We start from the raw sequence: 26031 nt of genomic DNA, 5'->3' as shown, positions 1-26031 counted from the left end.
CCTATCGGACCGCCCCTGTCGTGGTCCTGTGTCCTGCGACGGAACTTTGTTCCGCAATGGCAGCCAGAAGGAGCCCGCAGGCGGTATTGACGAGTTCTTCCGTGATGTTCAGCGGAGGCAGGAGCCTGACCACGCAGTCGTCCCGGCCGCCGCATTCGAGTATCAGGCCCAGCTCCAGGGCATTTCGCTGCACTGCCCGGGCCAGGTCCCCGGCAGGGCGGCCGGTTTCCGGATCGGCGAACTCGATCCCCCACATCAGGCCCCGGCCCCGCACCTCGCGCACCCACGGGTTGCCGACCAGGGGTGCGAGAAGCCCGGCAATCTGCGCACCGCGGCTACGGACGTTGCCGAGAACGTCGTCGCGCCGGAAGATCTCCACTGCTGCGGCCCCTGCGGCGAATGCCAGCTGGTTTCCGCGGAATGTTCCGGTGTGGGCGCCGGGGAGCCAGCGGTCAAGGTCCTTGTTGTAGATGATCAGGGCAACGGGGAGGCCTATTCCACTGAGGGCCTTGGATGCGACGATGACATCCGGCTCGATCCCGTACTGCTCGAACGCGAACCACGTTCCGGTGCGCCCGCACCCGGTCTGGATCTCATCGATAATCAACGGGATGCCCAGCTCACGGGTCACCCTGCGCACGGTTCGCGCGAATTCTGCGGTGGCCGGTACAACTCCTCCCTCGCCTTGGACCATTTCCATGATGACGGCCGCGGGAAGCGGAATGCCCCCGAGCGGGTCTTTGAGGGAATGTTCGAGGAATTGGACACAGTTGGTCGAACAGGTCTCCGGGTGCAGGCCTAGGGGACACTGAGCACAGTAGGAGTATGGGAAGAAGTGCACTCCGGGCATTCCGTTCGCCACCGGCTGCTTCTGTTCAACCAGTCCGGTCAACGCCATCCCCATGGCGCTGCTGCCGTGGAATGCTCCTTGGAAGCACACGATGTCCCCGCGCCCGGTGGCCGTCTTGCACAATTTGACGGCAGCATCCACGGCATTTGCACCGGTCGGTCCGCAGAAATGGATCTTCATCCGATCGGCGAGTCCCCAGGGAAGCATGGACAGCTGCGCCGTCGTGAAGGCGTCCTTCGCCGGCGTCGGGAAATCAAGTCCATGGCTCAAGCTCCGCAGTTGAGCGGCGACGACCTCCACCAGTTCCGGATGGCTATGCCCGAGGGACAAAACGCCGGCTCCGGCCAGGAAATCAATGAAGACATTGTTATCGACGTCCCGCACAAAGGCTCCGGAGCCCTCGGCAATCGCGATGGGGAGATGCCGCGGATAGGTGCGGGCATTGGATTCGTTGAGTTCCTGGTGCGCCAGCAACTCGGCGGACCTGGGTCCCGGGAGGGGCCCGGTTACATGTGCCGAGGTCAAGGTAGTCTGCTGCGGGAGAGTGTTCATGGCGATCGGGTCCTTATCCCGGGGATCCGCGGAGGCGGATCAATGATTGAGCGCTTCCCGCGGCCGTGCCTAGGCGACGCGGGGAGGATGGGGTGCAGGTGCTGCGGCCCCGCTACGGCGCTTTGGTGGCCTCCTCTCCTGACTGGTTCAGTCCTGCATGGTTCAGTCCTGCATGGTTCAGTCCCGCCTGGTCCTGTCCTGGGTGGTCCAGTCCGAAGGCCAAGCGCACGGCGCGCTGTGCGTCCTCGAGCACGGCCGCGCGAACTGCAACGTCGATGCGCACGTCCGACGCCGAGATCAACTCGATCTCGGCTCCGGCATCCGAAAGGGCCTTGAAGAGCCGCGAAAAGACCTGCGCGTCAGTGCGCATGCCCAGACCGATCAGCGACAGCCTGCCGATCTGGCCGTCGTACTGGAGGTCCACGAAGCCGATGGCCACCTGTGCAGCGGACAGGGCGGCGCGGACACGGAATCCGTCCCGGTCAGGAACCGCCAGCGAAATGTCGCTCCCGCCGGCGCGCGCGGACGAGGTGTTTTGAACGGCCATCTCAACCTGGGCGCGCTCATCGGCAAGAAGCCCGAAGATTTCTGCGGACTTTCCCACGCCGTCCGCGACGCCTATTAACGTCAGCTTCGCCACGGACTTGTCGCAGAGAACTGCAGAGACCACGGGCTGCTCAACGGCCGGAGCTCGTTCCCAGACCGGCTTGTGGTCCCATTCCGCCTCCTGGTCCCGGCCTGGGAGGATCAAGGTTCCAATACCCCGGTTGAAGGAGGAGCGCACGTGGATGGGGACGCCAAAACGGCCGGCATACTCAAGGGATCTGGCATGCACGACTTTGGAACCGGACGCAGCCAGCTCCAGCATTTCCTCGTTTGAAATGACGTCGATTTTCCGCGCGCGGGGAACGACCCGCGGGTCAGCGGTATACACACCATCGACGTCGGTATAGATTTCGCACATTCCGGCGCCCAGCGCGGCGGCCAAGGCGACGGCCGTGATGTCCGAACCGCCCCGGCCAAGGGTGGTGACCTCTTTCTTCTTGAGGCCCTTTCCCTGGAACCCGGCGACGATGGCAATTTCTTCGCGCTTCAGGCAAGCGCGGATATGGTGCGGGTCAACGTTGACAATGTGCGCCTTGCCGTGGATGCCATCGGTTATCAGTCCGGCCTTTTTTCCGCTGAAGGTGCGGGAAGGAACACCCAGGTCGGCCAACGCAATCGCCAAGGCCGTCACGGAGATCCGTTCACCCGTTGTCAGCAACGTGTCAAGTTCGCCGGCGGGAGGACTGGGGCTGAGGGACACGGCCAGGTCAAGCAGTTCGTCAGTGGTGTCGCCCATGGCCGAGACCACGACCACCAGCGGATGTCCGGCCTCCCGGGTCTCAGCGATCCGCCGGGCCACTCGTTTGATGGCCGCTGCATCAGCCACGGAGGAGCCCCCGTATTTCTGCACTATGAGGTCCCGGGCCCGAAGTTTTGTACGCGTACGTAGCGCCATCTGTTCGAGACCGGGGAAGCGTTCTGGTCCGTCCACCTCCGGATGCTGACTGTCTGCTGGTACATCCCGGATGCTGACTGTCTGCTGGTACATGGAGCCTCCTGGAGCCCGCATACCCCCTTGCCGATCTTACAACGTATGGACCTCGCCAGCGGTTCACCTAGGCAACAAAAAGGAGCCTTTGGAACGCCACCGGGAGCCTGGGCTTCCCGGAAATTCACTATCTTGACGTTCGTCACAATAGTGATACTCTCAATGTATGGAAAACCGCACCGGCCACTCCGAAGAGAACATCAGGGCCCAAAACATCAGGCCCATCGAGGATTCGGTCCGCACCGACTTCAGCCAGGCCATGTCCTACGGCGGTTATCTGGACCTTGACCGCCTCCTCACCTCCCAGCACCCGTTGAGCACCCCGGAACACCATGACGAATTGCTGTTCATCATCCAGCACCAGACCAGCGAACTGTGGCTCAAGCTCGTCCTGCATGAACTCCTTGAAGCCCGCCGGCTCCTTGATGCGGACAACCTTGCCAAAGCCCTCAAATGCATCGCACGCGTCAAGGCGATCCAGCGGACCATGACCGAGCAGTGGTCTGTCCTGGGCACCCTCACTCCGCGCGAGTACTCCGAATTCCGGCGCTTCCTGGGCAGCTCGTCAGGCTTCCAGTCCCATCAGTACCGCGCCGTTGAGTTCCTGCTGGGCAACAAGAACCGGGACATGCTCCGGGTTTTCGAGAGCGATCCGGCGGCGCACAGCCAGCTCAGCACGCTCCTGGAGGAGCCGACCCTTTACGACGCCTTCCTCGCGGTGCTGGCCCGGGCCGGTTATGCCGTTGCCGCCGAAATCCTGGAACGTGACACGAGCGAACCGTGGACGTTCCGGAAGGACCTCGTCCCGGTCTTCCAGGAGATCTACGAATCGGAAGCCACGCCCTGGGGTTTCTACGAGGCTTGCGAAGACCTCGTGGACATCGAGGACAACTTCCACGCGTGGCGCTTCCGCCACTTGCGTACGGTGCAACGGACCATCGGATTCAAAGTAGGTACGGGCGGCTCCTCGGGCGTCGACTTCCTCAAGCGGGCCCTTGACCTGACCTTTTTCCCCGAGCTCTACGCCGTCCGCACCGAGATCGGCAACTGAACAGCAATCCAGCCCCAGCAACCCCATCAGCTTCCTTGAGGAGAGACATGAACAGCACGCAGCAAACGCAACGGCCGACGTCGGCAGAACTCGACGCCGCAGATCCCCTCGCCGAGCAGCGTGAGGCCTTTTACTCCCCGGGAGGCGGTCAACTCACCGCTTACCTCGACGGGAACTCGCTCGGCCGTCCGCTCAAGGCGACGTCGGCGAAGCTTGCGTCCTTCGTCGAGGATGCCTGGGGCAGCCGCCTCATCCGCGGCTGGGACGAACAGTGGATGGACGAGCCCATCACGGTGGGCGACCGGATCGGCGTCGTCACCCTGGGCGCCGCCGCCGGCCAGGTCACCGTGGGAGATTCCACGTCCGTGATGCTCTACAAGCTCATCCGGGCAGCGGTTGACGCCCAGCCCGGCCGCGATGAGATTGTTGTGGACCGGGACAATTTCCCCACGGACCGTTTCATCATCGAGGGCATCGCCGCGGAAAAGGGTGCCACAATCAAGTGGGTCGCCTCCAACCCGGCCAGCGGCGTCCGGACCACGGACCTCGAGGGACTGATCAGCGAGCGGACGGCCGTCGTCGTTCTCAGCCACGTGGCTTACCGTTCCGGTTTCCTGGCGGATGCCGCGGCGATCACCGCAATGGTCAAGGAAACCGGCGCGCTCATGCTTTGGGACCTGTGCCATTCCGTAGGCTCGGTTCCCCTCGAGTTGGACGCATGGGGCGTGGACCTCGCAGTGGGTTGCACGTACAAGTACCTCAATGGCGGCCCGGGCTCTCCCGCGTTCGCTTACGTCAACGCTTCGCAGCAGGACCGTCTGCAACAGCCTATTTGGGGCTGGATGGGCGCTGACAACCCCTTCGGCATGACGGAAAGCTACAAGCCGGCAAAGGGGATCCGAAGCTTCATCACCGGCACTCCCCCGGTGTTGGCCATGCAGCCGCTCAAGGACATGGTCGAGCTGATCGCATCAGTGGGCATGGACGCCGTGCGGGAAAAGTCCGTCAAGCTCACTGAGTACGCAGTTGCCTTGGCTGAGGACATGCTGGTCCCCCTGGGCGTCGAGATTGTCAGCCCTCGCAACACCGCGGAGCGTGGCTCGCACATCACGGTGGACCATCCCCTGTTCGGCGAGGTGACCCAGACGCTGTGGGAAAGGGGTGTCATTCCGGATTTCCGTCCGCCGCACGGACTGCGGATCGGCCTCTCGCCGCTCAGCACCAGCTACGCGGAGGTTGAGCTGGGAGTGACCGCCATCCGGGACGCCCTCACCGAACTCCTGTGAGCGCTGTCCTCGACGACATGGACTCCCGGCCCGGGAGTACCACGTCATTGCTGCGCACGGTCATCGGCTTGTATCTGCGCGATGCCGGTGGATGGATGTCCACGAGGCACATCATCGCCCTCATGGAGGCTCTTGGGCTGACCGCGGCCGTTTCCCGGACGGCCTTGTCACGGTTGAAGAAGAAGGAAATCGTCCTTCCGCAAGTGCGTCACGGTGTTCCCGGCTTCGCGGTTACCGAGGGCGCCGCAGCGATGCTTGCCCGCGGCGACCGGCGGATTTTCAACCCCCGCCTTATGTCGTCCGCGGACCGCTGGTGCCTCGTGTCCTTTTCCATTCCGGAAACGGAGCGGGAAAAGCGGCACCAATTGCGTCGGAGATTGCACTGGATTGGATGCGGCACGGTGGCAGCAGGGCTGTGGATCTGCCCGGATTCGCTTCGGGAGGAAGTGGAGGAGATCCTGGAGGACCTGAAGCTGCGCGGCATGGCCACGGTGTTCGTCACGGACACTCCCTTGGTCGGCGGCAGCCTCCGCGATGCCGCATCCGCATGGTGGGACCTGGAGGCCGTGGCAGAACTGCATCGCGACTTCATCAGGCATTATGGTTCAGCGGCCGACGACGGCGGCCCGGGTAACGGTTCCGACGGCGGCCCGGGTGATGCTCACCAGCTGATGGGAGCCTCTCCCGAGGCCACGGCCGAAACGTTCGCCCGTTATGTCCGATGCATCGACCGCTGGCGGATCATTCCGTATCTGGATCCGGGGCTGCCGGCGGAGCTTCTTCCCAAAGATTGGCCCGGCACGACGGGAATCGCCTTGTTCGAGCGCCTCGGGGCCGCCTATTCACGGCCGAGCGCGGACTTCGTGCGGAGGACGCTGGAGGCGTAGCCGCTGCCATGGCTTTGGGATGCCCGGATGGCCATGCCCCGCAGGTAGGGCGCGCCCAGCTCCTCAGTCGGCGTTTTCGCCGTTTCCCTCGACAAAACCACGCAGACAGCGGCAATAGCCATGCAGGCACACGCGAACACCGCCACGGGCACCCAGCCGTCAGCGCCTTTGCCGAGCAGCAGGCCGGCGATCAGCGGACCGAAGCCTGCCACCACCAGTCCCAGCTGGTTGCCGATGGCCATGCCGGAGTATCGAACGGGGGCCGCGAACAGTTCGGCGAAGAATGAGGGCCAGATGCCGTTGAAGCATGAGTAGAGCAGTGTCATGTTCACGAAGGCCGCGGCGAAGACCAACCAGATGCTGCCGGTGGACAGCGCCCAGAAGTAGGCAAAGATCGTGGCCGAGCATCCAATGGCTGCGGTCAGGAGCAATGGTCGCCGCCCCACTTTGTCCGACAGCCTCGCGACGAGGGGCATGGCGAACATTGACAGTCCGATCGCCACGGCATTCACAGTAAGGATTGCCGTCTTGTCGAAGCCGGCCGCTCCCGTGGCATAGGCCAAACCGAAAACGGTGAAGATGGTCTGCATGACCGACATGACTGACATCCCAATGACGCGCACCACGTCCATGGACTGGAACTTGAGCACATCGCGGATCGGCAAGGAAGCCACCGCGTCCTTCTCCTTGGCGTCTTCGAAGACGGGCGTCTCATCCAGATGGGTGCGGACCCAGTAGGCGATGGCCAGGACCACAATCGACAGCCAGAAGGGGATCCTCCACCCCCAGCTCATGAGTGCGTCGTGGGGCAGTGCCGCGACCGGAATGAAGACCAGCGTGGCGAGGACCATGCCGGAGGCGTACCCGGTCATCACGAAGCTGGTAAAGAACCCGCGGCGGCCTTCCGGCGAGTGTTCCAGTGTCAGCGTCGATGCTCCGGCGGACTCAGCCCCGGCAGAGAAGCCCTGAGCCAGGCGACCGGCAACCAGAAGGACCGGCGCCCAGTACCCGATCTGGCTGTAGCTCGGCAGGAAGCCGATGCCGAGCGAAGACAGGCCCATGACGCCGAGGGTGATGAGCAGGATCTTCTTCCTTCCCATTTTGTCGCCGAAATGGCCCATAACGAGTCCTCCCACCGGGCGTGCGATGTAAGCGACGCCGAAGGTAGCAAAGGCGCCGATCAGGCCGACGGCGGGATCATCGGAGGGAAAGAACAGAGGTCCGAAGACCAGCGCGGCCGCAGAGCCGTAGATGAAGAAGTCGTAATACTCGAGGGTGCTACCGAGGAACGACGCGAGGGCGGCTTTTCCGGGGGTCTTGCGCATCGTTGCCTGTTTCCGGGTGGTTGTTGCCATGGGGTTTCTCCTTGGGACGGCGTTGTCTCTGTGCGGACGGAGATCCGGGGGGTGAGGAGATCAAGACTCGCGGTTTTCGTCTGACCGACGCCATGCGGTTACCGATGATCGGGAATCGAATCTCCGCGCTGCCCGGCACGGACATGGAGGCATGAACACGTGATCCCTCCGAGCACCAGGAGTAGTCTGGAACCATGAACTTCCCCGATGGTGGATGGTTCGCGAGGTTGCCATGACTCGCCTCTGGTTGCGTTGGTTGCCGGCCGCGCTGGTTCCGGTAGCCCTTGCTGCGGCAGCCCTGGCTGGTTCCTACCAGGCAGGAGCTGCGACGAGCCTGCCGCAGAAAACGGCAGAGGAAGTCATCGCGATGATCGGCCGCGCCGACGTGAAGGCTTTGTCCGGAACCCTTCAACAAAGTTCCGAACTGGGACTCCCGCAGCTCCCCTCCGTCGGGCCAACTGCAACCCAGGGTCCGGCTTCAGTCATCGAGCTTCTGAGCGGTTCACACACGGCCCGGGTCTACCTGGACGGTCCCACCAAGGCCAGGTTCCAGGTGATGGACATGCTCGCCGAGCGCGACGTCGTCCGCAACGGCAACGATCTGTGGCTCTACAACTCGGCCGACAACAGTGCGGCGCACATGACGATGCCCGCTGAGCCGGCGCGCACAGCGGCCCCGCACGCGACACCGACTCCAGGGGTAACCACCCCTGACGTCGTCGCGCAGCACTTCCTCGCCGCCGTCGGGCCCACCACGGACGTGACAGTGGGTGACGGAACCACCGTGGCCGGCCACGCGGCCTACCAATTGGTGATCACGCCGCGCAGTACAACCACGCTCGTCGATTCCGTGACAATCGCCGTCGACTCCGCCTCGGGCCTGCCGCTCGGCGTCGATGTACGGGCACGGGGCCAGGCCGCAGCGGCCTTTTCGCTCGCATTCACTGAGCTGAACTTGTCGGCGCCCGACGCCGCCCTGTTCAGTTTCACTCCGCCCCGCGGTGCCGCCGTGGAAGAGAAGGCAACCCCGCAGCTGCGTGCCCTCCCCGGTAAGACCGGGCAGGCACCGCAAGCCAAGGCAGCAGCGGGCCGGCCAACCATCACAGGCACCGGCTGGGACGCAGTGATCAGCCTGCCCGCTGGCACGGTCCCCACGGATGTCCGTTCGGCTCCGTTGTTGGCCCAGCTCACCCAGCCGGTCGCTGGCGGCCGCGCGCTGACGACGAGCCTGGTAACCGTTTTGATGCTCGACGACGGCCGCGTCTTCGCGGGAATGGTGCCACTTGAGCGGTTGCAGTCCGCAGCCGCCACGAAATGACGGAGGCATCCGCGCCAGCTGAATTGGCGATCGAGACGCAAGGCCTCAGCAAGCGCTTCGGGCACCGGGCCGCCGTCGACGGCGTCGATCTGGCAGTTCCCCGCGGTTCAGTCTTTGGCTTCCTCGGTCCAAATGGCTCCGGCAAGACCACGACCATCCGGCTACTGCTCGGCTTGGCTTCCGCCACGAACGGCCACATCCGGGTTCTTGGCGGCGAGATGCCGCGCCAACTGGCAACAGTCCTGCCCAACGTTGGCTCGCTGGTGGAAGGCCCCGCCTTCTACCCTTTCCTGTCCGGGGCAGCGAACCTTCGGCGATTGGACAGCGCCGATCTTCATGCCTCGCCGCGGACCCGGGCCGCACGGGTGGATGAAGCGCTCGAGAGGGTGGGGTTGTCCCATGCCGCAGGCAAGAAAGTCCGAGCCTATTCTCTCGGGATGAAACAGCGGCTCGGAATTGCGCATGCACTCCTGAGGCCGAGGGAACTGCTTGTCCTGGATGAACCCACCAACGGCCTCGATCCGCAAGGGACCCGGGAGGTGCGCAGCCTGGTGCGCTCGCTGGCGGCCGGGGGCACCACTGTGTTCGTTTCCAGCCATCTCCTCGCGGAAGTGGAGCAGATGTGCACCCACGTGGGAGTCATGAGCGTGGGCAAGCTCGTGGCGCAAGGAACCCTGCACGAACTGCGCGCCGCGGGAAAGGCTACGATCCGCCTCCACACGCCGGACATTGACGCCGCTGTCCGGGTCCTCTCCAGGCTGGGCCTGAAGTCGGAACTGTCTGCTCCGCCGCCCGGCTCGTACGGTCCCGATGGCCAGAGCCTCGTCAGTACCGGTCCACCGGGGCACGACGTGGCTCCCGAGGCGATCGTGGCGGCCCTCGTGTCCGACGGCGTCCGGGTGCGGGGCTTCGGCGTGGAGAACGCCAGCCTGGAGGAGCGCTTCGTCTCCCTTACCGGAGAGGGCTTCGACATTGCCGGCTGAACACGAAACCGCACTCGTAACTGCCGCGCCGAAGGCCGGGGCATCAAGCTCGTGGTCACTCATGGCCTCGGAGCTCTCGGTACTGTTCAGGCGGCTGCGGACATGGGCCATGCTCCTGGCGCTCGCCGCGATCCCCATCCTCATTGCCGCGGCGGTCAAGCTGAGCTCGCATCCCGTGGCGCCGGGTCGGGGTCCGCCCTTCCTGGACCGGATCACCCAAAACGGGCTTTTCGTCGGCGTGACCGCAATGGTTGTCTCCGTGCCCTTGTTCCTTCCTCTCACGATCGGAGTGGTGGCTGGCGACACGATCGCAGGTGAAGCGAACCTGGGGACGCTCAGGTACTTGCTCGTCGCGCCGGCGGGGCGCGTCCGCCTCTTGTTGATCAAATACGCTGCCGCCGCGGCGTTCTGCCTGGCAGCGACCCTTACCGTGGCCGCCGCCGGTGCGCTGGCCGGCGTCGCGCTCTTCCCGGTGGGCCCGGTCACGCTGCTGTCGGGCGACACCATCGGCGTCGGCGAATCCGTGGTGCGTTCCCTGCTTATTGCTGCATACATCGCGGTGTCTTTGTTGGGGCTGTCCGCTATCGGGCTGGCAATTTCCACGTTTACGGACGTACCGGTCGGAGCCATGGCCGCGACCATCGTGTTGTCCGTCGTGTCGCAAGTGGCCGACAACCTGCCGCAATTGGAGTGGCTGCACCCGTGGCTGTTCAGCCATTACTGGTTGGGCTTCGCCGACCTCTTGCGCCAACCCATCTCGTGGACGAGCTTCGGCGACAACGCCCTCCTGCAGGCGGGCTACATCGTGGCGGCCGGCGCGCTGGCTTATGGCAAATTCACGAGCAAGGATGTCCTGTCCTGAAGTAGGGCCTGCCCGTAAGCTCGTGGCATGGCAAGATTCTTCGATGTTCACCCCCAGGACCCCCAACCACGCGCAATTGCCCAGGTGGTGAATATCCTCCAGTCCGGCGGGCTCATCGCCTACCCCACCGATTCCTGCTACGCGCTCGGCGCGCAAATCGGCAACAGGGAAGCCCTTGACCGGATCCGCTCGATCCGGCAGCTCGACAGCAAGCACCATTTCACCTTGGTCTGCAAGGACTTCGCGCAGCTCGGGCAGTTCGTCATGATCGACAACGATGTCTTCCGAAGCATCAAGGCCGTCACGCCTGGAAGCTACACGTTCATCTTGCCTGCCACGAAGGAAGTGCCGCGCCGTCTCCTGCACCCCAAAAAGAAAACGGTAGGCGTGCGGATCCCGGACCATAATTTTGTCCAGGCCCTGCTCGCCGAACTGGGCGAACCGCTCCTTTCCAGCACCTTGCTGCTCCCCGACGAGGAGGAACCCTTGACCCAAGGCTGGGAAATCAAGGAACGCCTGGACAATCTGGTGGAAGCCGTCATCGACTCCGGAGACACCGGCGCAGAGCCCACTACCGTGGTGGACTTCTCAAGCGGCACAGCGGAAGTGGTCAGGCGCGGCACCGGCGATCCCTCGCGATTCGAGTGAGCATGCGCAGCGCCGAATCCCTTGTCACGATCGACGTCGACGGCGTACCGATTTCCGGCATCTACGCCCGGCCCGATAAACCGGTTGCGACCCTCGTGCTTGCCCACGGAGCCGGGGCGGGCATGGAGCATCCGTTCCTGGGCGGTCTCGCGCACGCGTTGAACGACGACGGCGTCGCGACCTTGCGCTTCAACTTCCCCTACCGGGAAGCCGGCAAGAGGTTCCCCGACCGGCCGCCTGCCGCGATCGCGGCGTGGCGGGCCGTCATGGAGGCAGCGGCGTCCCGTTCAGAGGGCGAACCGCTGTGGGCAGCCGGCAAGTCCTTCGGCGGTCGCATGGCGTCGATGGCGGTTGCCGAAGGCATGTCCGCGGCCGGACTCGTCTACCTCGGCTACCCGCTGCACCCGCCGGGAAAACCGGAGAAGCTCCGCGATGAGCACCTCTACGGGCTCACGCTGCCCATGCTCTTCCTGCAGGGCACCCGGGACACCTTCGCGACGCCCGAGCTTCTCGAAAACGTGGTAGCCCGGATTGGACCCACCGCCACCATCGAGTGGTGGGACGGCGGCGACCATTCGTTTGGACGCGTGGGAGTCAAGAAGAGCGCGGCGGATGTGGGGGCCTCCTTGGCGGCCCCGGTGTCAGCATTCCTTCGAAAGAACCGCTGAGCCTCAGGCTTTCGCCGAGGCAACGGCTATGCCGGGCGGCAGCGGCTCGTGCCGCAAGTACTCCCGGCGGAATCGACCGCTTCCCGCGGTCAGTCCCCGCAGCACGATCGCGTACCGCAGCAGTTCCTGTTCGGGAACTTCGGCACTGATCTCAGTGCGCTCTCCGCCCACGGATGTCGTTCCAGTGACGCGTCCGCGGCGGGAGGACAGATCGCTCATGACCGCGCCCACATGCTCGTCGGCCACAAGGACGGTCACGGCCGAAATCGGTTCAAGGAGTTGGATGCTGCTCGCCGCGGCGGCCTCGCGCAGGGCCAACGCGCCGGCCGCCTGGAAAGCGGCGTCCGATGAATCGACGCTGTGTGTCTTGCCGCCAACCAGTGTCACGCGGATGTCGACCACCGGGAACCCTGCCCGCACCCCCTTGCTCATCTGGGCCCGGACGCCCTTCTCGACCGACACTACATACGTGCCGGGGATGACCCCGCCCACAATCCTGTCGACGAATTCGAAGCCTCCCCCGCGTTCAAGGGGTTCCACTTCGATATCGCAAATCGCGTACTGTCCGTGGCCGCCGGATTGCTTGACATAGCGCCCGTGGCCGACGGCCTGGGCGGCGAAGGTCTCCCGGAGCGGAGTGATGACGTCCACGGTCTGGAGCTTCACCCCCTGCTCGCGCAGGCGGTCCAGGACTGCCTCCGAGTGCGCCTCGCCCATGCACCACAGGACTAGCTGATGCGTCTCGGAGTTGCGCTCCACCCTCAGGGTCGGATCTCCCGCCGCGACCTTGGCCAGGCTCTTGGACAGCGCGTCCTCATCGCCGTGCGAAGCCGCTTCGATCGCGACAGGCATCAGCGGCTCGGGCATGTCCCAGGTTTCCACGAGCAATGGAGCCTCGCGCGCGGAAACCGTGTCTCCCGTCTCGGCGCTCGCCACCTTCGCCAGCGCGCAAATGTCCCCGGCCACAGCGAACTGTACCGGCCGAAGGCTGGACCCCAACGGAGAGTAAAGATGGGTGATCCGCTCGTCGCTGTCGTGGTCGGGGTGGCCTCGTTCGGCCAGGCCGTGCCCTCCCACGTGCACGGCGGAGTCCTCGCGAAGCGTCCCCGAGAAGACCCGGACAAGGCACACCCGTCCCAGGAACGGGTCAACGGTAGTCCGCACTACTTCGCCAAGGAGCGGGCCATCCGGATCGCATGTCAAGGGTGGGACAGGCGTCCCGCCCAGGTCATTTACCGTCGGGAGACTTCTCTCGATCGGAGACGGAAACGCCCGGGTCAGCACTTCCAGCAGTTCGGCCGTGCCGACTCCGGTCACGGAGGAGCTTGCCAGCACCGGAAAGAACGTCCCTCGGACGATCGCGGTCTCCAAATCCTCCACGAGGGTATCGATGGGGACCTCCTCGCCGCCGAGGTACCGGTCCATCAAGGTCTCATCCTCGCTCTCGGAAATGATGCCCTCGATGAGTTCCCCGCGGACAACCTCCGCGGCGGCCAGTTCCGCCGCAGTCGCGGGACGCATCGCAGGTCGTGGCTCCCCGGAGGTGTACTCCGACACCGAGCCCGAAAGCAGCCCGAGCACGCCCGAGACGGCGTCACCGTTGCGGACCGGCAAGTGGAGGGGCAGGACGGAATCGCCGAAGGCGGCCCGGCATTCGGCCAGGACAGCGTCGTAGTTCGCCCGCGGATGGTCAAGCCGGCTGATTACCACGGCCCGGGGCATGCCGACGCGCTCGCATTCACCCCAAAGGGCGGTGGTTCCGACGTCGACGCCGTCAACGGCCGACACCACGAACAGCGCCGCATCGGCAGCACGCAGCCCCGCGCGCAACTCTCCCATGAAATCGGCGTAGCCCGGGGTGTCGAGAAGGTTCACTTTGACGTCGTCGAAGACCAGGGGCGCCGCAGATAGTCCGATGGACCGCTGCTGGTGGATGGCCGTCGCTTCCGAATCACTCACGGTAGTGCCATCCACGATCGAACCCATGCGGGACACGACGCCGGCAGCGTAGAGGAGCGATTCGAGCAGCATCGTCTTTCCGGCTCCTGAGCGGCCAATCAGGACGACGTTGCGGATATTCCCGGGCCGATCGGCCGGCGCCGAGGAAGGGTCCGCGCGTCGAAGATCGGGGTTGGTCCGGTTCGACCCCTTCGTCGCACTGCCTGGGCCTTTCACCGACATGAGCACCTCCTGGAGTAGAAGCCGAATCCCCCGCGTCCTTTGCTAACCGATTCCACACCCTGGACCGGCGCACGGCAAGAGCAATCGACCCAGTCTGTGCCGAAACCCCAGGCTCAGGAGAGCATGCCCCACACCAGGCGAACGGATATGGCCGCGCTTGCTGCAATGACACTGGCGAAAGCCACCAGCCACAGCAAGGACGGCACCCCGGTGGAACGGGCCAGGATGTAGGCATCCGACGACGCGAGCTGATCCCGGCGGCGGGTGTGGACCGAAGCCACCTTGAACCAATCCCGCACGGCACCCACCTCGAGGGCTATGCCGAGTCCCAGCACCACATGGCTGACCGTCGAGGCCGTGGCGAACATGACAAGCAGCTGCGCAATCGCCGCGCTCAGGAGCGCGACGAAGATTCCGGTGAAGTTCCGCAGAAAGATGAGTGCGAGCAGCAATACAAGCGCGCCGATGGACATGGCCGCTCCCGACCGCCCTGCCGAGACGGACCAGATGAGCGCCACGCCTACCACCGCGGGACTCGGATATCCCCAAAAACCGGACCAGGCTGCGCCGAACTTGCCGCGCCCGCTGCTCAGGAGCTGTCCGGAGTGGTCCAGCCCGATCCGGAGCCCGTGGACAACCCGCCCCGTCATGAGGGCGGCGAACGCGTGGCCCAGTTCATGCACGAAGGTCACGTAGAGGCCAAACCAACGCCATGTGGCCCGCGGGATACTCAGCACGACGGCCGCAGCCAGGATGCCCAACACAACCGGAGCCGCCAGGTTCGGGACCTCTGGCGTGGTGAATCCGCGCAGCACGGCCTGCCACCAGTCGTTGGCCAAGTCAGCGGGACGCAATTCCATGTTCATCACCCTCGCATCCTAAGGAAAGAGCCTGTGAATGCCTCCCAGACGGCTGGAAGCCGAGGTCACATCTTCCGTTTGGTCTTGGCCGTGGCGGGCGCTGTCCACGGGTCTTCGGGCCAGGGATGCTTCGGATAGCGGCCGCGCATTTCTGCACGCACCTGGGCATAGGGGCCGGACCAAAAGGAAGACAGGTCATCTGTCACAGCCAGGGGTCGCCTGGCCGGAGAAAGAAGGTGGAACAGCACCGGCACCCGTCCGCCCACCAAACGGGGCGTCTCGGCCCAGCCGAAGCACTCCTGCAACTTCACTGCCACCACCGGCCGGCCGCCGCCGTCCGCCGCGTCCGGATAATCGATTCGAACCCGCGAACCGCTCGGCACCTCAAGCCATTCCGGCACCAGCTCACCGAGACGGGCCGCCTCCGGCCACGGCAAAAGCCGCCGCAACGGCTCGGTCAGGTCGATTCCGCTCGTAGCAGCGCCTCCGGCGAGCGCTTCGAGCTCCGGTGCCAGCCACTTGTCCAGCCGGGCCAGCAACGCTTGCTCGGAGACGTCCGGCCATGGATCGCCCAGTTCCCTGTTCAGCAAAGCCAGTCGCCGGCGCAGAGCATCCGCGGGCGACGACCATCCAATGGTCCCCAAGCCCTCCTTCGCCAGCGCGTGGGCTACGGCAACGCGCCCGTCGTCTATGGAGGGCCTCACGGGCGTCGACGAGAGCAGGATCGCTCCCATACGCCGTTCCTGCCTGGCGATGACGCGGCCTTGTTTGAATTCGGCTTCCACCGTGTTGCGCAGGAGGTGGCTGGCGGCAGCTTCCGCCGCATCCGCTGCCAAGGGCGCAGCGGAACGGATGACGGCGCCGGTCCCTGCCGCATCCCGGCCCTCCGCACGGGACACTTCGGCCACGGCGAGCCATTCGTGGCCGGCGAGTGGACTGCGCGCCGGCAGTCCGGCACGTGTCCCGGACGTCAGCAGGTAGCGTTCAGGGCCGGCGCCCGGAACGCGGCGCGCCACACGGTCCGGGAACGCGAGCGCGACGACGAACCCCACGGCCCCGGCCGCGCTCGCCGGGGAAGACAGGCTTGGCGGTGCAGTCAGGGAAGGCCCGACGGCGGATCGCTCCTGGCGTGCGATCGCCTCCATGCGGCGGACATCCTCAGCCCAACGCCGGGCTGCGGGATCCTTGCCTGTCCGGAGTGTGGCCAGGAGGCGCGTCAGGTCGGCCCCCTGAGCCCGTTGATCGCCGGCCACGAGGGCGACCGCCTCCGCGGCAGCGCGGTGCCCGACTGTGGCAGCACCATCGAGCAGTGCGCGGGCCAGTCGTGGATCGGCGGGGATCCTGGCCAGCGTCTTTCCCACGTCCGTGGCCAGTCCGTCGGGGTCAATCGCACCAAGTTCCCGCAGCACTTCAATGGCATCGTCCATCGCGCCTTGGGGCGGGGAGTCCGGAAGTGCGAGCCCCCGGCCACCCGGTGATCCCCAACAGGCCAGGACCAGCGCGGCTCCCGTCAGGTCCGCGGCCGCAATTTCCGGTGCGGGGTGGGCCGGCGCGGCGCCGAACGCTTTTTGCTCGTAGCAGCGGACCACCCGTCCGGGTCCTTGGCGTGCCGCGCGTCCGGCGCGCTGTTCGGCGGAGGCACGGGAGCACGAGACCGTGACCAGGCCGGACATGCCGCGGTTGGCGTCACGCCGCAGCTCACGGGACAGCCCCGAGTCGATGACGAGCCGGACTCCCGGCACCGTCAGGGAGGATTCGGCCAGGGCAGTCGAGACGACAATCCGGGGAGATCCGCCGGCCTCACGGCCGGAAACCGCCCGGTCTTGTTCCGCCGGGCTTGCCTGGCCGTGAAGCTCCAATACCTCCGCGTCCGGTAGCCTCGCAGCGAGGCGGGCGCGCAGCCGGGAAGCGACATAGGAGACCTCCCATGCACCCGGGACGAAGACCAGGGCGTCGATGTCCGGATCAGCTGCGAGCGTGTCCGTGTACGACGCCGCGGCCGTGTCCGCCACATGGTCCAGGAAGGTGCGGGTCACGCCGCGTCCGTCCAAACGTGGACCTGCCGCGGGCGCCCAGTCCACCTTCAAGGGATGCAGCGCGGCCGGACAGTCGACGACGGGTGCCGGCCCGCCGCCGTCGTGGTTTCCGTCTGCACCCTCCCCGACGCCGGAACTACCAATCAGCGCGGCAAACCGTGGCGCGTCCAGCGTTGCAGACATCGCAACGAGGGTGAGGTCCTCCCGCAGCTCACGGACCTCGATGAGCATTCCGAGCAGCAGGTCTGTCTCCAGGCCGCGTTCGTGAACCTCGTCCAGGATCACAGCGCTGGCGGTCTCAAGCCCCGGATCCGCGAGCAGGCGGCGCAAGAGGATTCCCGGAGTGGCGAACTCAATGATGGTCCCCGGACCCGTCTGGCTTTCTCCGCGGACCGTGTACCCGACCCGATCGCCGAGCCGGCTGCCGTCGAGGGCGGCGAGGCGCCGAGCGGCTGAGCGGGCGGCGACCCGTCGTGGTTGGGTCACGATCACTCTGGGGCGCTCTTTCCCTGTAACGGCGCCGGCAGCGATGTTGGCGAGCGCGATGTTGGCAAGCAAGGGCGGCACGAGCGTGGTCTTGCCGGTCCCCGGTGGCGCTTGCACGACCGCGGTTCCTGCAGTTCCTCCCGCACCGAGGGCTTTGGCGAGTTCCCCCAGTGATTCTCCGAAGACGAGTCCCGCGCCAATCGTGTCCAGGTCGAAAGGGCGGTATGCGAGCGCGGCGTTCCCGGGAACGAGTGGGGATTTCACTCCTCCATTGTGCCTACATGCGGATCCGCCCCTGAAAGGTGGACTGCGTGCCGAATCGGGAGGACGATTAAAGGGCAGTTGCTAGAAGGAGGTCTGTGATGTGCTACGGCTACAACAAGGATTTCCGGCGGGACACCAGGAAAGATGCCTCACAGGAACCCGAGGAACGCCCTGAGCCCAAGGTGGACGCGAAGGACTTCATGTTCTGGGCCTTCCCACGCCGCCACCGTGAGTTCACGAACGATCCGGAGCCGGTTATCGACCGGACCCGCGAAAGGGTCTAAGCCACGAAATTGAAAGGAATGTCCCCGAAGGGGGCGTTCCTTTCATTCGTTCGGACCACGTCAGTTCCCTTGGATCGGGCGCCCCCGGATCGACCCGGAAGATGGGCCCGCAGGCCCTACAACTCGGCGAATCCAAGGTATTTACTGGAGATACAACGTAAGCGGGTTCGCCCGCCTCGCTGCGGAATTTGGGCTCCCTTTTCCCTCCACTGCCACCAAAGGATCTCCGCCATGAACGCATCAGCACTAAGCGACGAAGCCGGTGGGCGGCCATGACAGCGGACGCCATCACCTGGCTTATTGTCTTGATTGTCCTGCTGGTCATCTGGTTTTCGATGGCCATCCACATTGTCACGCAGTATGAGCGCGGTGTCCTGCTAAGGCTGGGGAGGGTCCAGGGCCTCCGGACTCCGGGGCTTGTGATCATCATCCCGTTCGTCGACCGGCTGAGGAAAGTGTCCCTGCGGATCGTCACCATGCCCATCCAGTCCCAGGGCATCATCACGCGTGACAACGTCAGCCTGGACATTTCCGCCGTCGCCTATTTCCGGGTGGTGGACGCCATCAAGTCCGTCCTCGCCATCGAAAACGTCTACTCCGCGATTGACCAGATCGCGCAAACCACGCTGCGCAAGGTGGTAGGCCAGCACACGCTCGACGAAACGCTCGCAGAAACGGATGTCATCAATGCCAATATCCGTCAGATCCTGGATGGCCTGACCTTGGAATGGGGCGTCGAAGTGACCCTCGTGGAACTCAAGGACATCCAGCTGCCGGACAGCATGAAGCGCGCCATGGCCCGCCAAGCCGAGGCTGAGCGTGAGAAGCGCGCCAAGATCATCGCCGCCGAAGGCGAGTCCCTGGCCGCCGCCGCGCTGGGCATGGCCTCGGACACCATGATGGCCCACCCTTTGGCCCTGCAGCTGCGCAACCTGCAGTCCATGGTGGAGATCGGCGTGGACAAGAACACCACCGTCGTCTTCCCTGCGCCCTTGATGAGCACCATCGGCGAGCTCGGAGCATTCCTTGCCCGCGAAGCCGCCGCCGCGAAGGCCGCACAACCACCGAGGACCATGACGGGCCGGACTATGGCGGCAGGGTGAAGGCGGCAGGGTGAAACTGAACGGCGCCTATGCTCGTTGAACCCGTCGTAACCTGAGAACCGAGCGCACAAGCCGCAAAAAGGAGGAAGACCATGACCGACCCCCTACGGGGCCGCGCCACCGCCTTCCTCCTCCGCATTGGCCTGTTGGCAGGACTGCTGTCGATCATCGCCGGAATCGTCGGGATGCATGTCATGGCCGATGGCCACAGCATGCACGCCGCGGCCGCCGTGAGCCCGGCCGCCGTCGCGAGCCCGTCGCATGCGGTCCACACGGCCGCTGAACGTGCGTCGCTGCCGGACAAAGCTGCAGTTCAACCCGCGGCTTCACCGCCGGCGCCGTCCTGCACAAGCTCGGGCAAGTGCACCGGGATGTCGGCCCTGCACACCGTTTGCGTGCCTGCGCCGGGCCATAACACGCTAACAGCACCCTTACCGGCGTCCCGCCCTATGCCATTGCGGGCACGTCCGAGGCCGGCGCCCTGGTCTCCGGCTATTCGCACCGCCCGGGTAGTCCTTCCCCGGGCGATCTCTGCATCAGCCGCACGTAGAATCCACAGCCGCACCGGGCTGCCGGCCCGCTGCACAAGACTCCACCCTGACGCGCCGCCCACGCGGTGGGCTTGCTGTGCGCGTCCCACGCAGCCGTACCCCTGCAGGCTGATTGATTGAAGGACCCCAAAACCATGAGAAAAAACCTGACCATGACCACCTTTGCCGTTGCCATAGCAATCGCACTTGCCGGCTGCTCTGCCGGAGGCCACAACGCCGCGGACGCAGGGTTCGCCCGGATGATGATCCCCCACCATGCCCAGGCCGTTCAGATGAGCGACGTCATGCTCACCAAGAACGACATTCCTGCCCAAGTGACTGCGCTCGCCGGCAGGATCAAGGCTGCCCAAGGCCCTGAGATCGAGAAGATGACGGGCTGGCTCACGGACTGGAATGAGCCCGTCGGGATGTCCGGCGGCCATGCCATGAACGGAATGGTCGACAACCAGGACATCGCCAAGCTCGAGGCCGCCCAAGGCCGGGAAGCAGCCCGGCTGTTCCTGAACCACATGATCGCCCACCACCAAGGGGCCGTGGCCATGGCGCAAAAGGAAGGCACCGACGGCATGAATGCCGATGCCCTCAAACTCAGCAGGGACATCGTGACGGCCCAGGAGTCGGAGATCAAGGAAATGCAGGATCTGCTGAGCACCCTCTAGCCCCAAAACACCGGCCCACCTGGATTTCCAGTGTGGGCCGGTGCCGGTGGCCTGGCAATGCCATCCCGGGTCTAGGCCGTGACGCCTACGGAGGATCCTTCCGCTTCCAACACGGCCTGCGCTACATCTTCCCGGAGGTGGTAGTCCCTGCTTTCGACCGGATAGAGGGAACCATTGACCACGTAATAGCCGCGGCCTTCGCCTGGCCCCCCAGCCGCGGCATCTATGGCCGCGATCATCCCCGGCTCCAAGGGCTTTTCTTTGCCTGCCTCGCGCAATCGAGCGAGGTCTTCGGCCTCAAGGCGACTAATCAAACCCGGAATATCGCACATCTAAAAACACCGTCCTGTTCGGTCCATGGGAAAGGTTTGCGCCGTCGCCCCAGCCCTTGGTGCATGCCAAGAACAGTAAGCCCGGGCATGGCTCGTGGCAAGGGTCCAAACAAGACAAGCCCACCAAATGGACACCACTTGCAGACGCCCGTGGTTTCATGCTGCGTTCTTGGACCCGTTGCCTACTGTTCAGTAACGGTAGGCAACATCGAGGAAGTGACTTCACCATGCAAAGCCCATTCGGGCGACAACGTTTCCTTCTCCCCCACCCGGCGCGGCTTCCTGGCCGCCGCACTGACCGGCGCGGCCTTGACCCTGGCCCCGGTTTCGTTCGCCGCAGCCGCTACCGGAACCAGCAAGACCAAGACGATCACCGGCCACCTGGATCCGGGCGCCGCGGACTTCGTCTATTTGCCGGTCGAGGTCCCGGCCGGCGTCAACAAGATCAGCGTTTCGTACACCTACAGCAAGCCACAGGTGGCCTCTGGACTCCTCGGGAACGCCTGCGACATCGGAATCTTCGATGAAAAGGGCACCGACTTTGCCGGCAAGGGCTTCCGTGGCTGGTCAGGCGGTTTCCGCACAGAATTCAGCATCAGCGCCGGCGAAACGACGCCGGGCTACCTGCCAGGACCCATTGGGAAGGGCACGTGGAACGTCGTGCTCGGCCCCTACCAGGTGGCCGGGCAGGGCCTTGACTACACCGTGAACGTCACCCTTGAGTACGGACCCGATGTCACTCCTTTCAAGCCCCAGTACCCGCCGCAGCAGATCGCCGGCCGCGGCGCAGCCTGGTACCGCGGCGATGCGCACCTCCACACTGTCTACTCGGACGGAAAGCGCACCCCCGAGGAAGTCGCAGCCGGCGCCCGCGCCGCGCGTCTCGACTTCATGATCTCCACGGACCACAACACGCCGGCATCGCACGGCGTCTGGGGGCCGCTCGCTGGCAACGATCTGCTCATCCTCACAGGCGAGGAAGTCACCACGCGAAACGGTCACTACCTCGCTCTCGGCCTGGAGCCGGGCGAATGGATCGACTGGCGCTACCGGGCCCGCGACAAGGGGTTCGAGCAGGCAGCCCAGCGGATCCACTCCTCGGGCGGGATTGTTGTGCCGGCTCACCCGTACTGCCCGTATGTCGCCTGCCGCTGGAAGTTCGGCTACGACGACGCCGACGCGGTTGAGGTCTGGACGGGCCCGTGGACCCTGGACGATGAGTCCTCCGTCAACACGTGGGACTCAATGCTGGCCCACTCCGTGCGCACAGGTGGCCGGTGGCTCCCGGCGATGGGCAACAGCGACGCCCACAGCGTCCCGCAGGTCATCGGCTTCCCCCACAACGTGGTCAACGCCGCAGCATTGTCCCGCGATGCCCTGCTTGACGGCATCCGCAACGGCCGGAACTGGATCGCCGAGTCCGCTGACGTCTCGGTGGACTTCCACGTCACGGCCGGCGGCAAGAGCGCGACCGTGGGCGACCGGCTCAACGTCGCGGCAGACGCCCCTGTCACGGTGACGGCAAAAATCGCCGGCGTGCCGAACGGCGTCGTACGCTTCATCACGGATGAAGGCCAGACCCAGCAGGTGACGCTTCCCGCGTCGGGCCAGGGAACGAGCACGTGGGTTACAACCCCGCAGCTCGCGGCGTACGTGCGCGTGGAGGTCCGGCATCCGAAGATCGACGGAACGTCCGGCAGCGGCACGGAGATGGGAACGGTCATCCCGCTCGGTCCCATGGCAGCGTTGACGAACCCGATCTTCCTGGGCGCCAGCTAGTCCGCAACAGATCCGATTGAATTGAGGGAGTCCCTGCCAGTACCCCTACCAGCAGGGACTCCCTCACGTCGGAAATCTCGTGTTGGCTAGATAGTGCCAATCCTCCGTCCACAAACAGGAGAAAAATGCTGACCGTAAATGCTTACGCCGCCCCGTCCGCGAGCGAGGCCCTCGTCCCGACCACGATTGAGCGCCGCGACGTCGGTGCACACGACGTGCTGATCGAGATCAAGTACGCAGGCATCTGCCATTCAGACATCCACACCGTCCGCGGGGACTGGGGACCACAGTCCTACCCGCTCGCCCCCGGCCACGAAATCGCCGGAATTGTCACCGAAATCGGCTCCGAAGTGAGCCGCCACAAGGTCGGCGACCGCGTCGGCGTCGGCTGCATGGTCAACTCCTGCGGCGAATGCGGGAACTGCCGCAAGGGCGAGGAGCAGTACTGCCTGAAAGGCATGACGGGGACCTACGGCGCCGTTGACCGCGACGGGACCATCACCCAGGGCGGCTACTCCACCCACGTCGTCGTGACCGAGGACTTCGTGGTGCGGATCCCCGATGGAATAGAGCTCGACGCCGCTGCTCCCCTGCTGTGCGCAGGCATCACCACCTATTCGCCGCTCCGGCATTGGAGTGCCGGCCCGGGCAAGAAGGTTGCAGTCGTAGGACTCGGCGGGCTTGGCCATATGGCCGTCAAGCTCGCTCACGCGATGGGCGCCGAAGTCACCGTGTTGTCCCAATCGCTGAAGAAGATGGAAGACGGCCTGCGGCTGGGCGCGGACCGGTACTTCGCCACGAGCGACCCCGCCACCTTCGAAGAGCTTGCGGGAACCTTCGACTTGATCATCAACACCGTCAGCGCCCCGATCGACATCAGCTCCTACCTCCAGTTACTGACCCTCGACGGCGCGCTGGTGAACGTCGGCGCACCGGCGGAACCACTCCCGGTCAATGTGTTCTCGCTCATCACGGGACGGCGCTCCTTCGCCGGATCCGCAATCGGCGGCATACGGGAGACCCAGGAAATGCTCGACTTCTGCGCCGAACATGGACTCGGCGCCGAGATCGAGGTTATCCCGGCCGACAAGATCAACGACGCCTACGAACGGGTCCTCGCCTCGGATGTGCGGTACCGCTTCGTCATTGACGCGTCGACACTGGGCTAGGCGGGAAGGGCAAACGTAATCCCTTGGCCGCGGGAGTCCGAAGCAACGATGATGTCCCCATGAAGGCAATCCGATGAACAAGAACCGGCTCGAGGCATTCAGTGACGGCGTCCTCGCCATTGTCATCACCATCATGGTGCTTGAGCTGCGAGTGCCCGCGGAACCGAGCTGGCATGCCTTGCTCAGCGTCTTTCCCACGTTCCTCAGCTACTTGCTCAGCTTCGTCTACGTGGGAATCTACTGGAACAACCACCACCACATGATCCATCTGGCGGATCGAGTCAACGGCGGAATACTGTGGGCGAACCTGCACCTGTTGTTCTGGATATCCCTCTTCCCGTTCAGCACGCGCTGGATGGATGAGTCGGGCTTCGCCGAGGTCCCTGTGCTGGCTTACGGCTTCAACCTGCTCTGCGCCGCCATTGCCTACTTCGTCCTGCAACAGTCCTTGATCCGGCACCAGGGGCGGCAGGGTGCGCTTGCCCAGGCGATTGGCCGAGACTGGAAGGGGAAGACGTCGCCGCTCATCTATCTGGCCGGTCTTGGCCTCTGCGTTCTGCATCCCTTACTCGGCGTCGCCGCCTACACCGTCGTGGCATTGATCTGGCTGGTTCCGGACCGCCGCGTTGAACACTTCGTCATCCGCGCACACCAGGACCGACTGGAGTAGCGCGAGCCAGTGACCAGCAGAGTCAGCCAGCGCCAAGAAGGGCGACGCCGAGGCGCGAGAGCTCCCTCATGGTCGGATCTTCGGCTGGCGCATCGGTGATGATGCCGGTGACGCTGGCAAAGGGCAATACCGAGTAGCGCGAAGCGGCCCCGATCTTCTCGGTGCTCGCGAGGACGTAAGTATCTGCCGCACGGGCGGCGAGAGCGCGTTTCATGGCGGCTTCGTCTGCGTCGGCGGTTGTCAGCCCGTGGTCGGGATGGACTCCGGTGACACCCAGGAAGAAGAGCTCGGCGGATATGGCTTGGGTCGCCTCGACGGCGGCAGCACCGCACGTCACGGCAGAGTGTTTGAACAAGCGACCACCGAGGAGGAACACCTCAATGAGGGGGTGGTCGACAAGCGCCGAGGCGATGGTCGGGCTGTGGGTAATCACCGTGCAGTCAAGCTCCGCGGGCAGCGCGCGAACCACCGCGAGGGTGCTGGTGCCGCCGTCGAGGATCACGGCGGAACCCGGCTGGACCATCGAAGCGGCGAGGACAGCAATACGTCCCTTGCTCTCCGGCTCAACCGTAACGCGGGTGGCGTAGTCGGCGATGGCAGGAGAAACCGGCAGCGCACCGCCATACACACGCTGGCACAGCCCGGCCGCGGCAAGCTCCCGCAGATCGCGGCGCACGCTGTCTTCGGACAAACCAAGTTCGCGGGCGATGTCTTTGGCGATCACCTTGCCGTCGGCGGCAAGGCGCGTGAGGAGGTATTCGAGTCGTTCGGCAGCAAGCATGCGCGTTCCTTCCTGATGTTGCACGATTATGCACTATTCTAACGGCATGACTCTGAGAAACGATGCGCCTCCCACGACGATGCGTCCTGGAATTGATGTACCCGATCACCGCGGCCGCACCGGTCTCGACCAGACCGGCCGAGGCCTTGACCGCAATCCCGCCGTGGTTGTGCGCGACGTCGAAGTGACCTCGGACGGATGGCACGTGCTGCGCCGCACCACCTTCGACTACCGCCGCAGGGATGGCCGATGGGTCACGGAGCAACGGGAAAGTTACGATCGAGGGAACGGCGCGACGATTCTGTTGTACGACGCCGGCCGGGGCACGGTTCTACTCACCCGGCAGTTCCGCTTCCCGGCCTATGTCAACGATCATCCGGACGGGATGCTGATCGAGGCTGCTGCCGGATTGCTGGACGACGACGATCCCGAAACGGCTATCCGTCGCGAGGCAAGCGAGGAGCTCGGCGTCGACGTCGGAGCGCTGCGGCACGTCTTCGACGCATACATGAGCCCTGGATCGGTTACCGAACGGCTGCACTTCTACGTCGCGCCCTACACCCCGGCGGACCAGGCAGGACCCGGCGGCGGAGTAGCCGCTGAGGGCGAGGACATCGAAACCATCGAGATTGCCTTCGCCGATGCTCTCGCCATGATCGGCGACGGCCGCATCGTGGACGGAAAGTCGATCATGCTCCTCCAATGGGCAGCCCTCAACAGCCTCTACCACGTGCCATGAGCCGCCGAAACGTCCGGTCACCGGCTCGCCGGACATTCACCCAATATGCACTCGGATTGACGATCCCTTGATTGAAGTCCTCG

The 26031-nt window shown here is 64.9% G+C and carries 23 protein-coding genes; 15 read left to right on the top strand and 8 right to left on the bottom strand.

Annotated features, from left to right (window positions below; translation table 11 throughout):
• Position 1: 1 nt before the first annotated feature.
• Complete coding sequence (locus ABD742_RS08915) at positions 2 to 1402, bottom strand: diaminobutyrate--2-oxoglutarate transaminase family protein (protein WP_234749553.1); 1401 nt, start codon at positions 1400 to 1402, stop codon at positions 2 to 4.
• A 112-nt stretch (positions 1403 to 1514) separates the two neighbouring features.
• The gene (locus ABD742_RS08910) at positions 1515 to 2996 is read right to left on the bottom strand and encodes an aspartate kinase (protein ID WP_308193819.1); all 1482 of its coding nucleotides are present in this window, start codon (positions 2994 to 2996) and stop codon (positions 1515 to 1517) included.
• A 166-nt stretch (positions 2997 to 3162) separates the two neighbouring features.
• On the opposite strand from ABD742_RS08910, the gene kynA reads away from it, so the two are divergent.
• Genes kynA through ABD742_RS08895 form a run of 3 tightly spaced genes read left to right on the top strand, consistent with a single transcriptional unit; the run spans position 3163 to position 6220 of the window.
• A complete protein-coding gene (gene kynA / locus ABD742_RS08905) occupies positions 3163 to 4047 on the top strand; it encodes a tryptophan 2,3-dioxygenase (protein WP_234749555.1) in 885 nt (294 codons plus the stop codon).
• A gap of 47 nt (positions 4048 to 4094) precedes the next feature.
• Positions 4095 to 5333 carry a kynureninase gene (gene kynU / locus ABD742_RS08900; RefSeq protein WP_234749557.1) on the top strand — a complete coding sequence of 413 codons (1239 nt, stop codon included), beginning with the start codon at positions 4095 to 4097 and terminating at the stop codon, positions 5331 to 5333.
• Positions 5330 to 6220 (top strand): PaaX family transcriptional regulator, encoded by an 891-nt coding sequence (locus ABD742_RS08895; RefSeq protein WP_234749559.1) that lies wholly within the window; start codon positions 5330 to 5332, stop codon positions 6218 to 6220. The genes kynU and ABD742_RS08895 overlap by 4 nt, the downstream gene beginning before the upstream one ends.
• Here the strand turns inward: ABD742_RS08895 and ABD742_RS08890 are convergent.
• Positions 6172 to 7575 carry an MFS transporter gene (locus ABD742_RS08890; protein ID WP_234749561.1) on the bottom strand — a complete coding sequence of 468 codons (1404 nt, stop codon included), beginning with the start codon at positions 7573 to 7575 and terminating at the stop codon, positions 6172 to 6174. The two genes, ABD742_RS08895 and ABD742_RS08890, sit on opposite strands and share 49 nt — an antisense overlap.
• 232 nt (positions 7576 to 7807) lie before the next feature.
• Here ABD742_RS08890 and ABD742_RS08885 point away from each other — a divergent pair, with 232 nt between their 5' ends.
• From ABD742_RS08885 to ABD742_RS08865, 5 genes are all read left to right on the top strand, one after another.
• Entirely contained in the window at positions 7808 to 8893 is a 1086-nt protein-coding gene (locus ABD742_RS08885) for a LolA family protein (protein ID WP_234749563.1), read from the top strand.
• A complete protein-coding gene (locus ABD742_RS08880; RefSeq protein ID WP_234749565.1) occupies positions 8890 to 9876 on the top strand; it encodes an ABC transporter ATP-binding protein in 987 nt (328 codons plus the stop codon). Before ABD742_RS08885 ends, ABD742_RS08880 begins: the two co-directional genes overlap by 4 nt.
• Positions 9877 to 9937: 61 nt before the next feature.
• On the top strand, positions 9938 to 10738 hold the full coding sequence (locus ABD742_RS08875; RefSeq protein WP_234749984.1) for an ABC transporter permease: 801 nt from the start codon (positions 9938 to 9940) through the stop codon (positions 10736 to 10738).
• 27 nt (positions 10739 to 10765) lie between these two features.
• Positions 10766 to 11386, top strand: coding sequence for an L-threonylcarbamoyladenylate synthase (locus ABD742_RS08870; RefSeq protein ID WP_059389303.1), 621 nt, complete (start codon positions 10766 to 10768; stop codon positions 11384 to 11386).
• Positions 11387 to 11388: 2 nt separating this feature from the next.
• The gene (locus ABD742_RS08865) at positions 11389 to 12054 is read left to right on the top strand and encodes an alpha/beta hydrolase family protein (protein WP_234749567.1); all 666 of its coding nucleotides are present in this window, start codon (positions 11389 to 11391) and stop codon (positions 12052 to 12054) included.
• Between the two features lie 3 nt (positions 12055 to 12057).
• On the opposite strand, the gene ABD742_RS08860 is transcribed toward ABD742_RS08865, so the two are convergent.
• From ABD742_RS08860 to hrpB, 3 genes are all read right to left on the bottom strand, one after another.
• On the bottom strand, positions 12058 to 14235 hold the full coding sequence (locus ABD742_RS08860) for an elongation factor G-like protein EF-G2 (protein WP_234749569.1): 2178 nt from the start codon (positions 14233 to 14235) through the stop codon (positions 12058 to 12060).
• Positions 14236 to 14348: 113 nt separating this feature from the next.
• Positions 14349 to 15101: a M50 family metallopeptidase gene (locus ABD742_RS08855; protein WP_234749986.1), complete on the bottom strand. Its 753-nt coding sequence runs from the start codon at positions 15099 to 15101 to the stop codon at positions 14349 to 14351.
• A gap of 59 nt (positions 15102 to 15160) precedes the next feature.
• Complete coding sequence (hrpB, locus tag ABD742_RS08850; RefSeq protein WP_234749571.1) at positions 15161 to 17881, bottom strand: ATP-dependent helicase HrpB; 2721 nt, start codon at positions 17879 to 17881, stop codon at positions 15161 to 15163.
• A 98-nt stretch (positions 17882 to 17979) separates the two neighbouring features.
• Here hrpB and ABD742_RS08845 point away from each other — a divergent pair, with 98 nt between their 5' ends.
• The 3 genes from ABD742_RS08845 to ABD742_RS08835 all read left to right on the top strand — a co-directional run bounded on the left by ABD742_RS08845 (position 17980) and on the right by ABD742_RS08835 (position 20478).
• On the top strand, positions 17980 to 18165 hold the full coding sequence (locus tag ABD742_RS08845) for a hypothetical protein (protein WP_078108763.1): 186 nt from the start codon (positions 17980 to 17982) through the stop codon (positions 18163 to 18165).
• Between the two features lie 272 nt (positions 18166 to 18437).
• The gene (locus tag ABD742_RS08840; protein WP_234749573.1) at positions 18438 to 19268 is read left to right on the top strand and encodes a slipin family protein; all 831 of its coding nucleotides are present in this window, start codon (positions 18438 to 18440) and stop codon (positions 19266 to 19268) included.
• A 703-nt stretch (positions 19269 to 19971) separates the two neighbouring features.
• Positions 19972 to 20478, top strand: coding sequence for a DUF305 domain-containing protein (locus ABD742_RS08835; RefSeq protein ID WP_344787692.1), 507 nt, complete (start codon positions 19972 to 19974; stop codon positions 20476 to 20478).
• Positions 20479 to 20549: 71 nt separating this feature from the next.
• On the opposite strand, the gene ABD742_RS08830 is transcribed toward ABD742_RS08835, so the two are convergent.
• Entirely contained in the window at positions 20550 to 20810 is a 261-nt protein-coding gene (locus ABD742_RS08830; protein WP_344787690.1) for a hypothetical protein, read from the bottom strand.
• 216 nt (positions 20811 to 21026) lie between these two features.
• Between ABD742_RS08830 and ABD742_RS08825 the strand changes: the two genes are divergently transcribed.
• The 3 genes from ABD742_RS08825 to ABD742_RS08815 all read left to right on the top strand — a co-directional run bounded on the left by ABD742_RS08825 (position 21027) and on the right by ABD742_RS08815 (position 24428).
• Positions 21027 to 22589 carry a CehA/McbA family metallohydrolase gene (locus tag ABD742_RS08825; RefSeq protein ID WP_234749581.1) on the top strand — a complete coding sequence of 521 codons (1563 nt, stop codon included), beginning with the start codon at positions 21027 to 21029 and terminating at the stop codon, positions 22587 to 22589.
• Between the two features lie 125 nt (positions 22590 to 22714).
• Complete coding sequence (locus tag ABD742_RS08820) at positions 22715 to 23758, top strand: NAD(P)-dependent alcohol dehydrogenase (protein ID WP_234749583.1); 1044 nt, start codon at positions 22715 to 22717, stop codon at positions 23756 to 23758.
• A 73-nt stretch (positions 23759 to 23831) separates the two neighbouring features.
• A complete protein-coding gene (locus tag ABD742_RS08815) occupies positions 23832 to 24428 on the top strand; it encodes a TMEM175 family protein (RefSeq protein ID WP_234749586.1) in 597 nt (198 codons plus the stop codon).
• A gap of 22 nt (positions 24429 to 24450) precedes the next feature.
• On the opposite strand, the gene ABD742_RS08810 is transcribed toward ABD742_RS08815, so the two are convergent.
• Positions 24451 to 25209: a DeoR/GlpR family DNA-binding transcription regulator gene (locus ABD742_RS08810; RefSeq protein ID WP_234749588.1), complete on the bottom strand. Its 759-nt coding sequence runs from the start codon at positions 25207 to 25209 to the stop codon at positions 24451 to 24453.
• A gap of 46 nt (positions 25210 to 25255) precedes the next feature.
• On the opposite strand from ABD742_RS08810, the gene ABD742_RS08805 reads away from it, so the two are divergent.
• Positions 25256 to 25948, top strand: coding sequence for an NUDIX domain-containing protein (locus ABD742_RS08805; RefSeq protein WP_234749597.1), 693 nt, complete (start codon positions 25256 to 25258; stop codon positions 25946 to 25948).
• Positions 25949 to 26031 lie beyond the last annotated feature (83 nt).

This window comes from Arthrobacter ramosus (assembly GCF_039535095.1).
Classification (GTDB): Bacteria; Actinomycetota; Actinomycetes; order Actinomycetales; family Micrococcaceae; genus Arthrobacter; species Arthrobacter ramosus.
Note: the sequence above shows the minus strand (reverse complement) of the source record. Positions and strands in the feature narration are given on the sequence as shown.

Excerpts from the sequence above, each read along its gene's own strand:
- ABD742_RS08880 (WP_234749565.1), top strand. The coding sequence starts at position 8,890 with ATGACGGAGGCATCCGCGCCAGCTGAATTGGCGATCGAGACGCAAGGC.
- ABD742_RS08810 (WP_234749588.1), bottom strand. The coding sequence starts at position 25,209 with ATGCTTGCTGCCGAACGACTCGAATACCTCCTCACGCGCCTTGCCGCC.
- kynA (WP_234749555.1), top strand. The coding sequence starts at position 3,163 with ATGGAAAACCGCACCGGCCACTCCGAAGAGAACATCAGGGCCCAAAAC.
- kynU (WP_234749557.1), top strand. The coding sequence starts at position 4,095 with ATGAACAGCACGCAGCAAACGCAACGGCCGACGTCGGCAGAACTCGAC.
- ABD742_RS08840 (WP_234749573.1), top strand. The coding sequence starts at position 18,438 with ATGACAGCGGACGCCATCACCTGGCTTATTGTCTTGATTGTCCTGCTG.
- ABD742_RS08815 (WP_234749586.1), top strand. The coding sequence starts at position 23,832 with ATGAACAAGAACCGGCTCGAGGCATTCAGTGACGGCGTCCTCGCCATT.
- ABD742_RS08910 (WP_308193819.1), bottom strand. The coding sequence starts at position 2,996 with ATGTACCAGCAGACAGTCAGCATCCGGGATGTACCAGCAGACAGTCAG.
- ABD742_RS08830 (WP_344787690.1), bottom strand. The coding sequence starts at position 20,810 with ATGTGCGATATTCCGGGTTTGATTAGTCGCCTTGAGGCCGAAGACCTC.
- ABD742_RS08835 (WP_344787692.1), top strand. The coding sequence starts at position 19,972 with ATGACCACCTTTGCCGTTGCCATAGCAATCGCACTTGCCGGCTGCTCT.
- ABD742_RS08870 (WP_059389303.1), top strand. The coding sequence starts at position 10,766 with ATGGCAAGATTCTTCGATGTTCACCCCCAGGACCCCCAACCACGCGCA.
- ABD742_RS08860 (WP_234749569.1), bottom strand. The coding sequence starts at position 14,235 with ATGTCGGTGAAAGGCCCAGGCAGTGCGACGAAGGGGTCGAACCGGACC.
- ABD742_RS08875 (WP_234749984.1), top strand. The coding sequence starts at position 9,938 with ATGGCCTCGGAGCTCTCGGTACTGTTCAGGCGGCTGCGGACATGGGCC.
- ABD742_RS08805 (WP_234749597.1), top strand. The coding sequence starts at position 25,256 with ATGACTCTGAGAAACGATGCGCCTCCCACGACGATGCGTCCTGGAATT.
- ABD742_RS08855 (WP_234749986.1), bottom strand. The coding sequence starts at position 15,101 with ATGAACATGGAATTGCGTCCCGCTGACTTGGCCAACGACTGGTGGCAG.
- ABD742_RS08865 (WP_234749567.1), top strand. The coding sequence starts at position 11,389 with ATGCGCAGCGCCGAATCCCTTGTCACGATCGACGTCGACGGCGTACCG.
- ABD742_RS08820 (WP_234749583.1), top strand. The coding sequence starts at position 22,715 with ATGCTGACCGTAAATGCTTACGCCGCCCCGTCCGCGAGCGAGGCCCTC.
- ABD742_RS08915 (WP_234749553.1), bottom strand. The coding sequence starts at position 1,402 with ATGAACACTCTCCCGCAGCAGACTACCTTGACCTCGGCACATGTAACC.
- ABD742_RS08890 (WP_234749561.1), bottom strand. The coding sequence starts at position 7,575 with ATGGCAACAACCACCCGGAAACAGGCAACGATGCGCAAGACCCCCGGA.
- ABD742_RS08845 (WP_078108763.1), top strand. The coding sequence starts at position 17,980 with ATGTGCTACGGCTACAACAAGGATTTCCGGCGGGACACCAGGAAAGAT.
- ABD742_RS08885 (WP_234749563.1), top strand. The coding sequence starts at position 7,808 with ATGACTCGCCTCTGGTTGCGTTGGTTGCCGGCCGCGCTGGTTCCGGTA.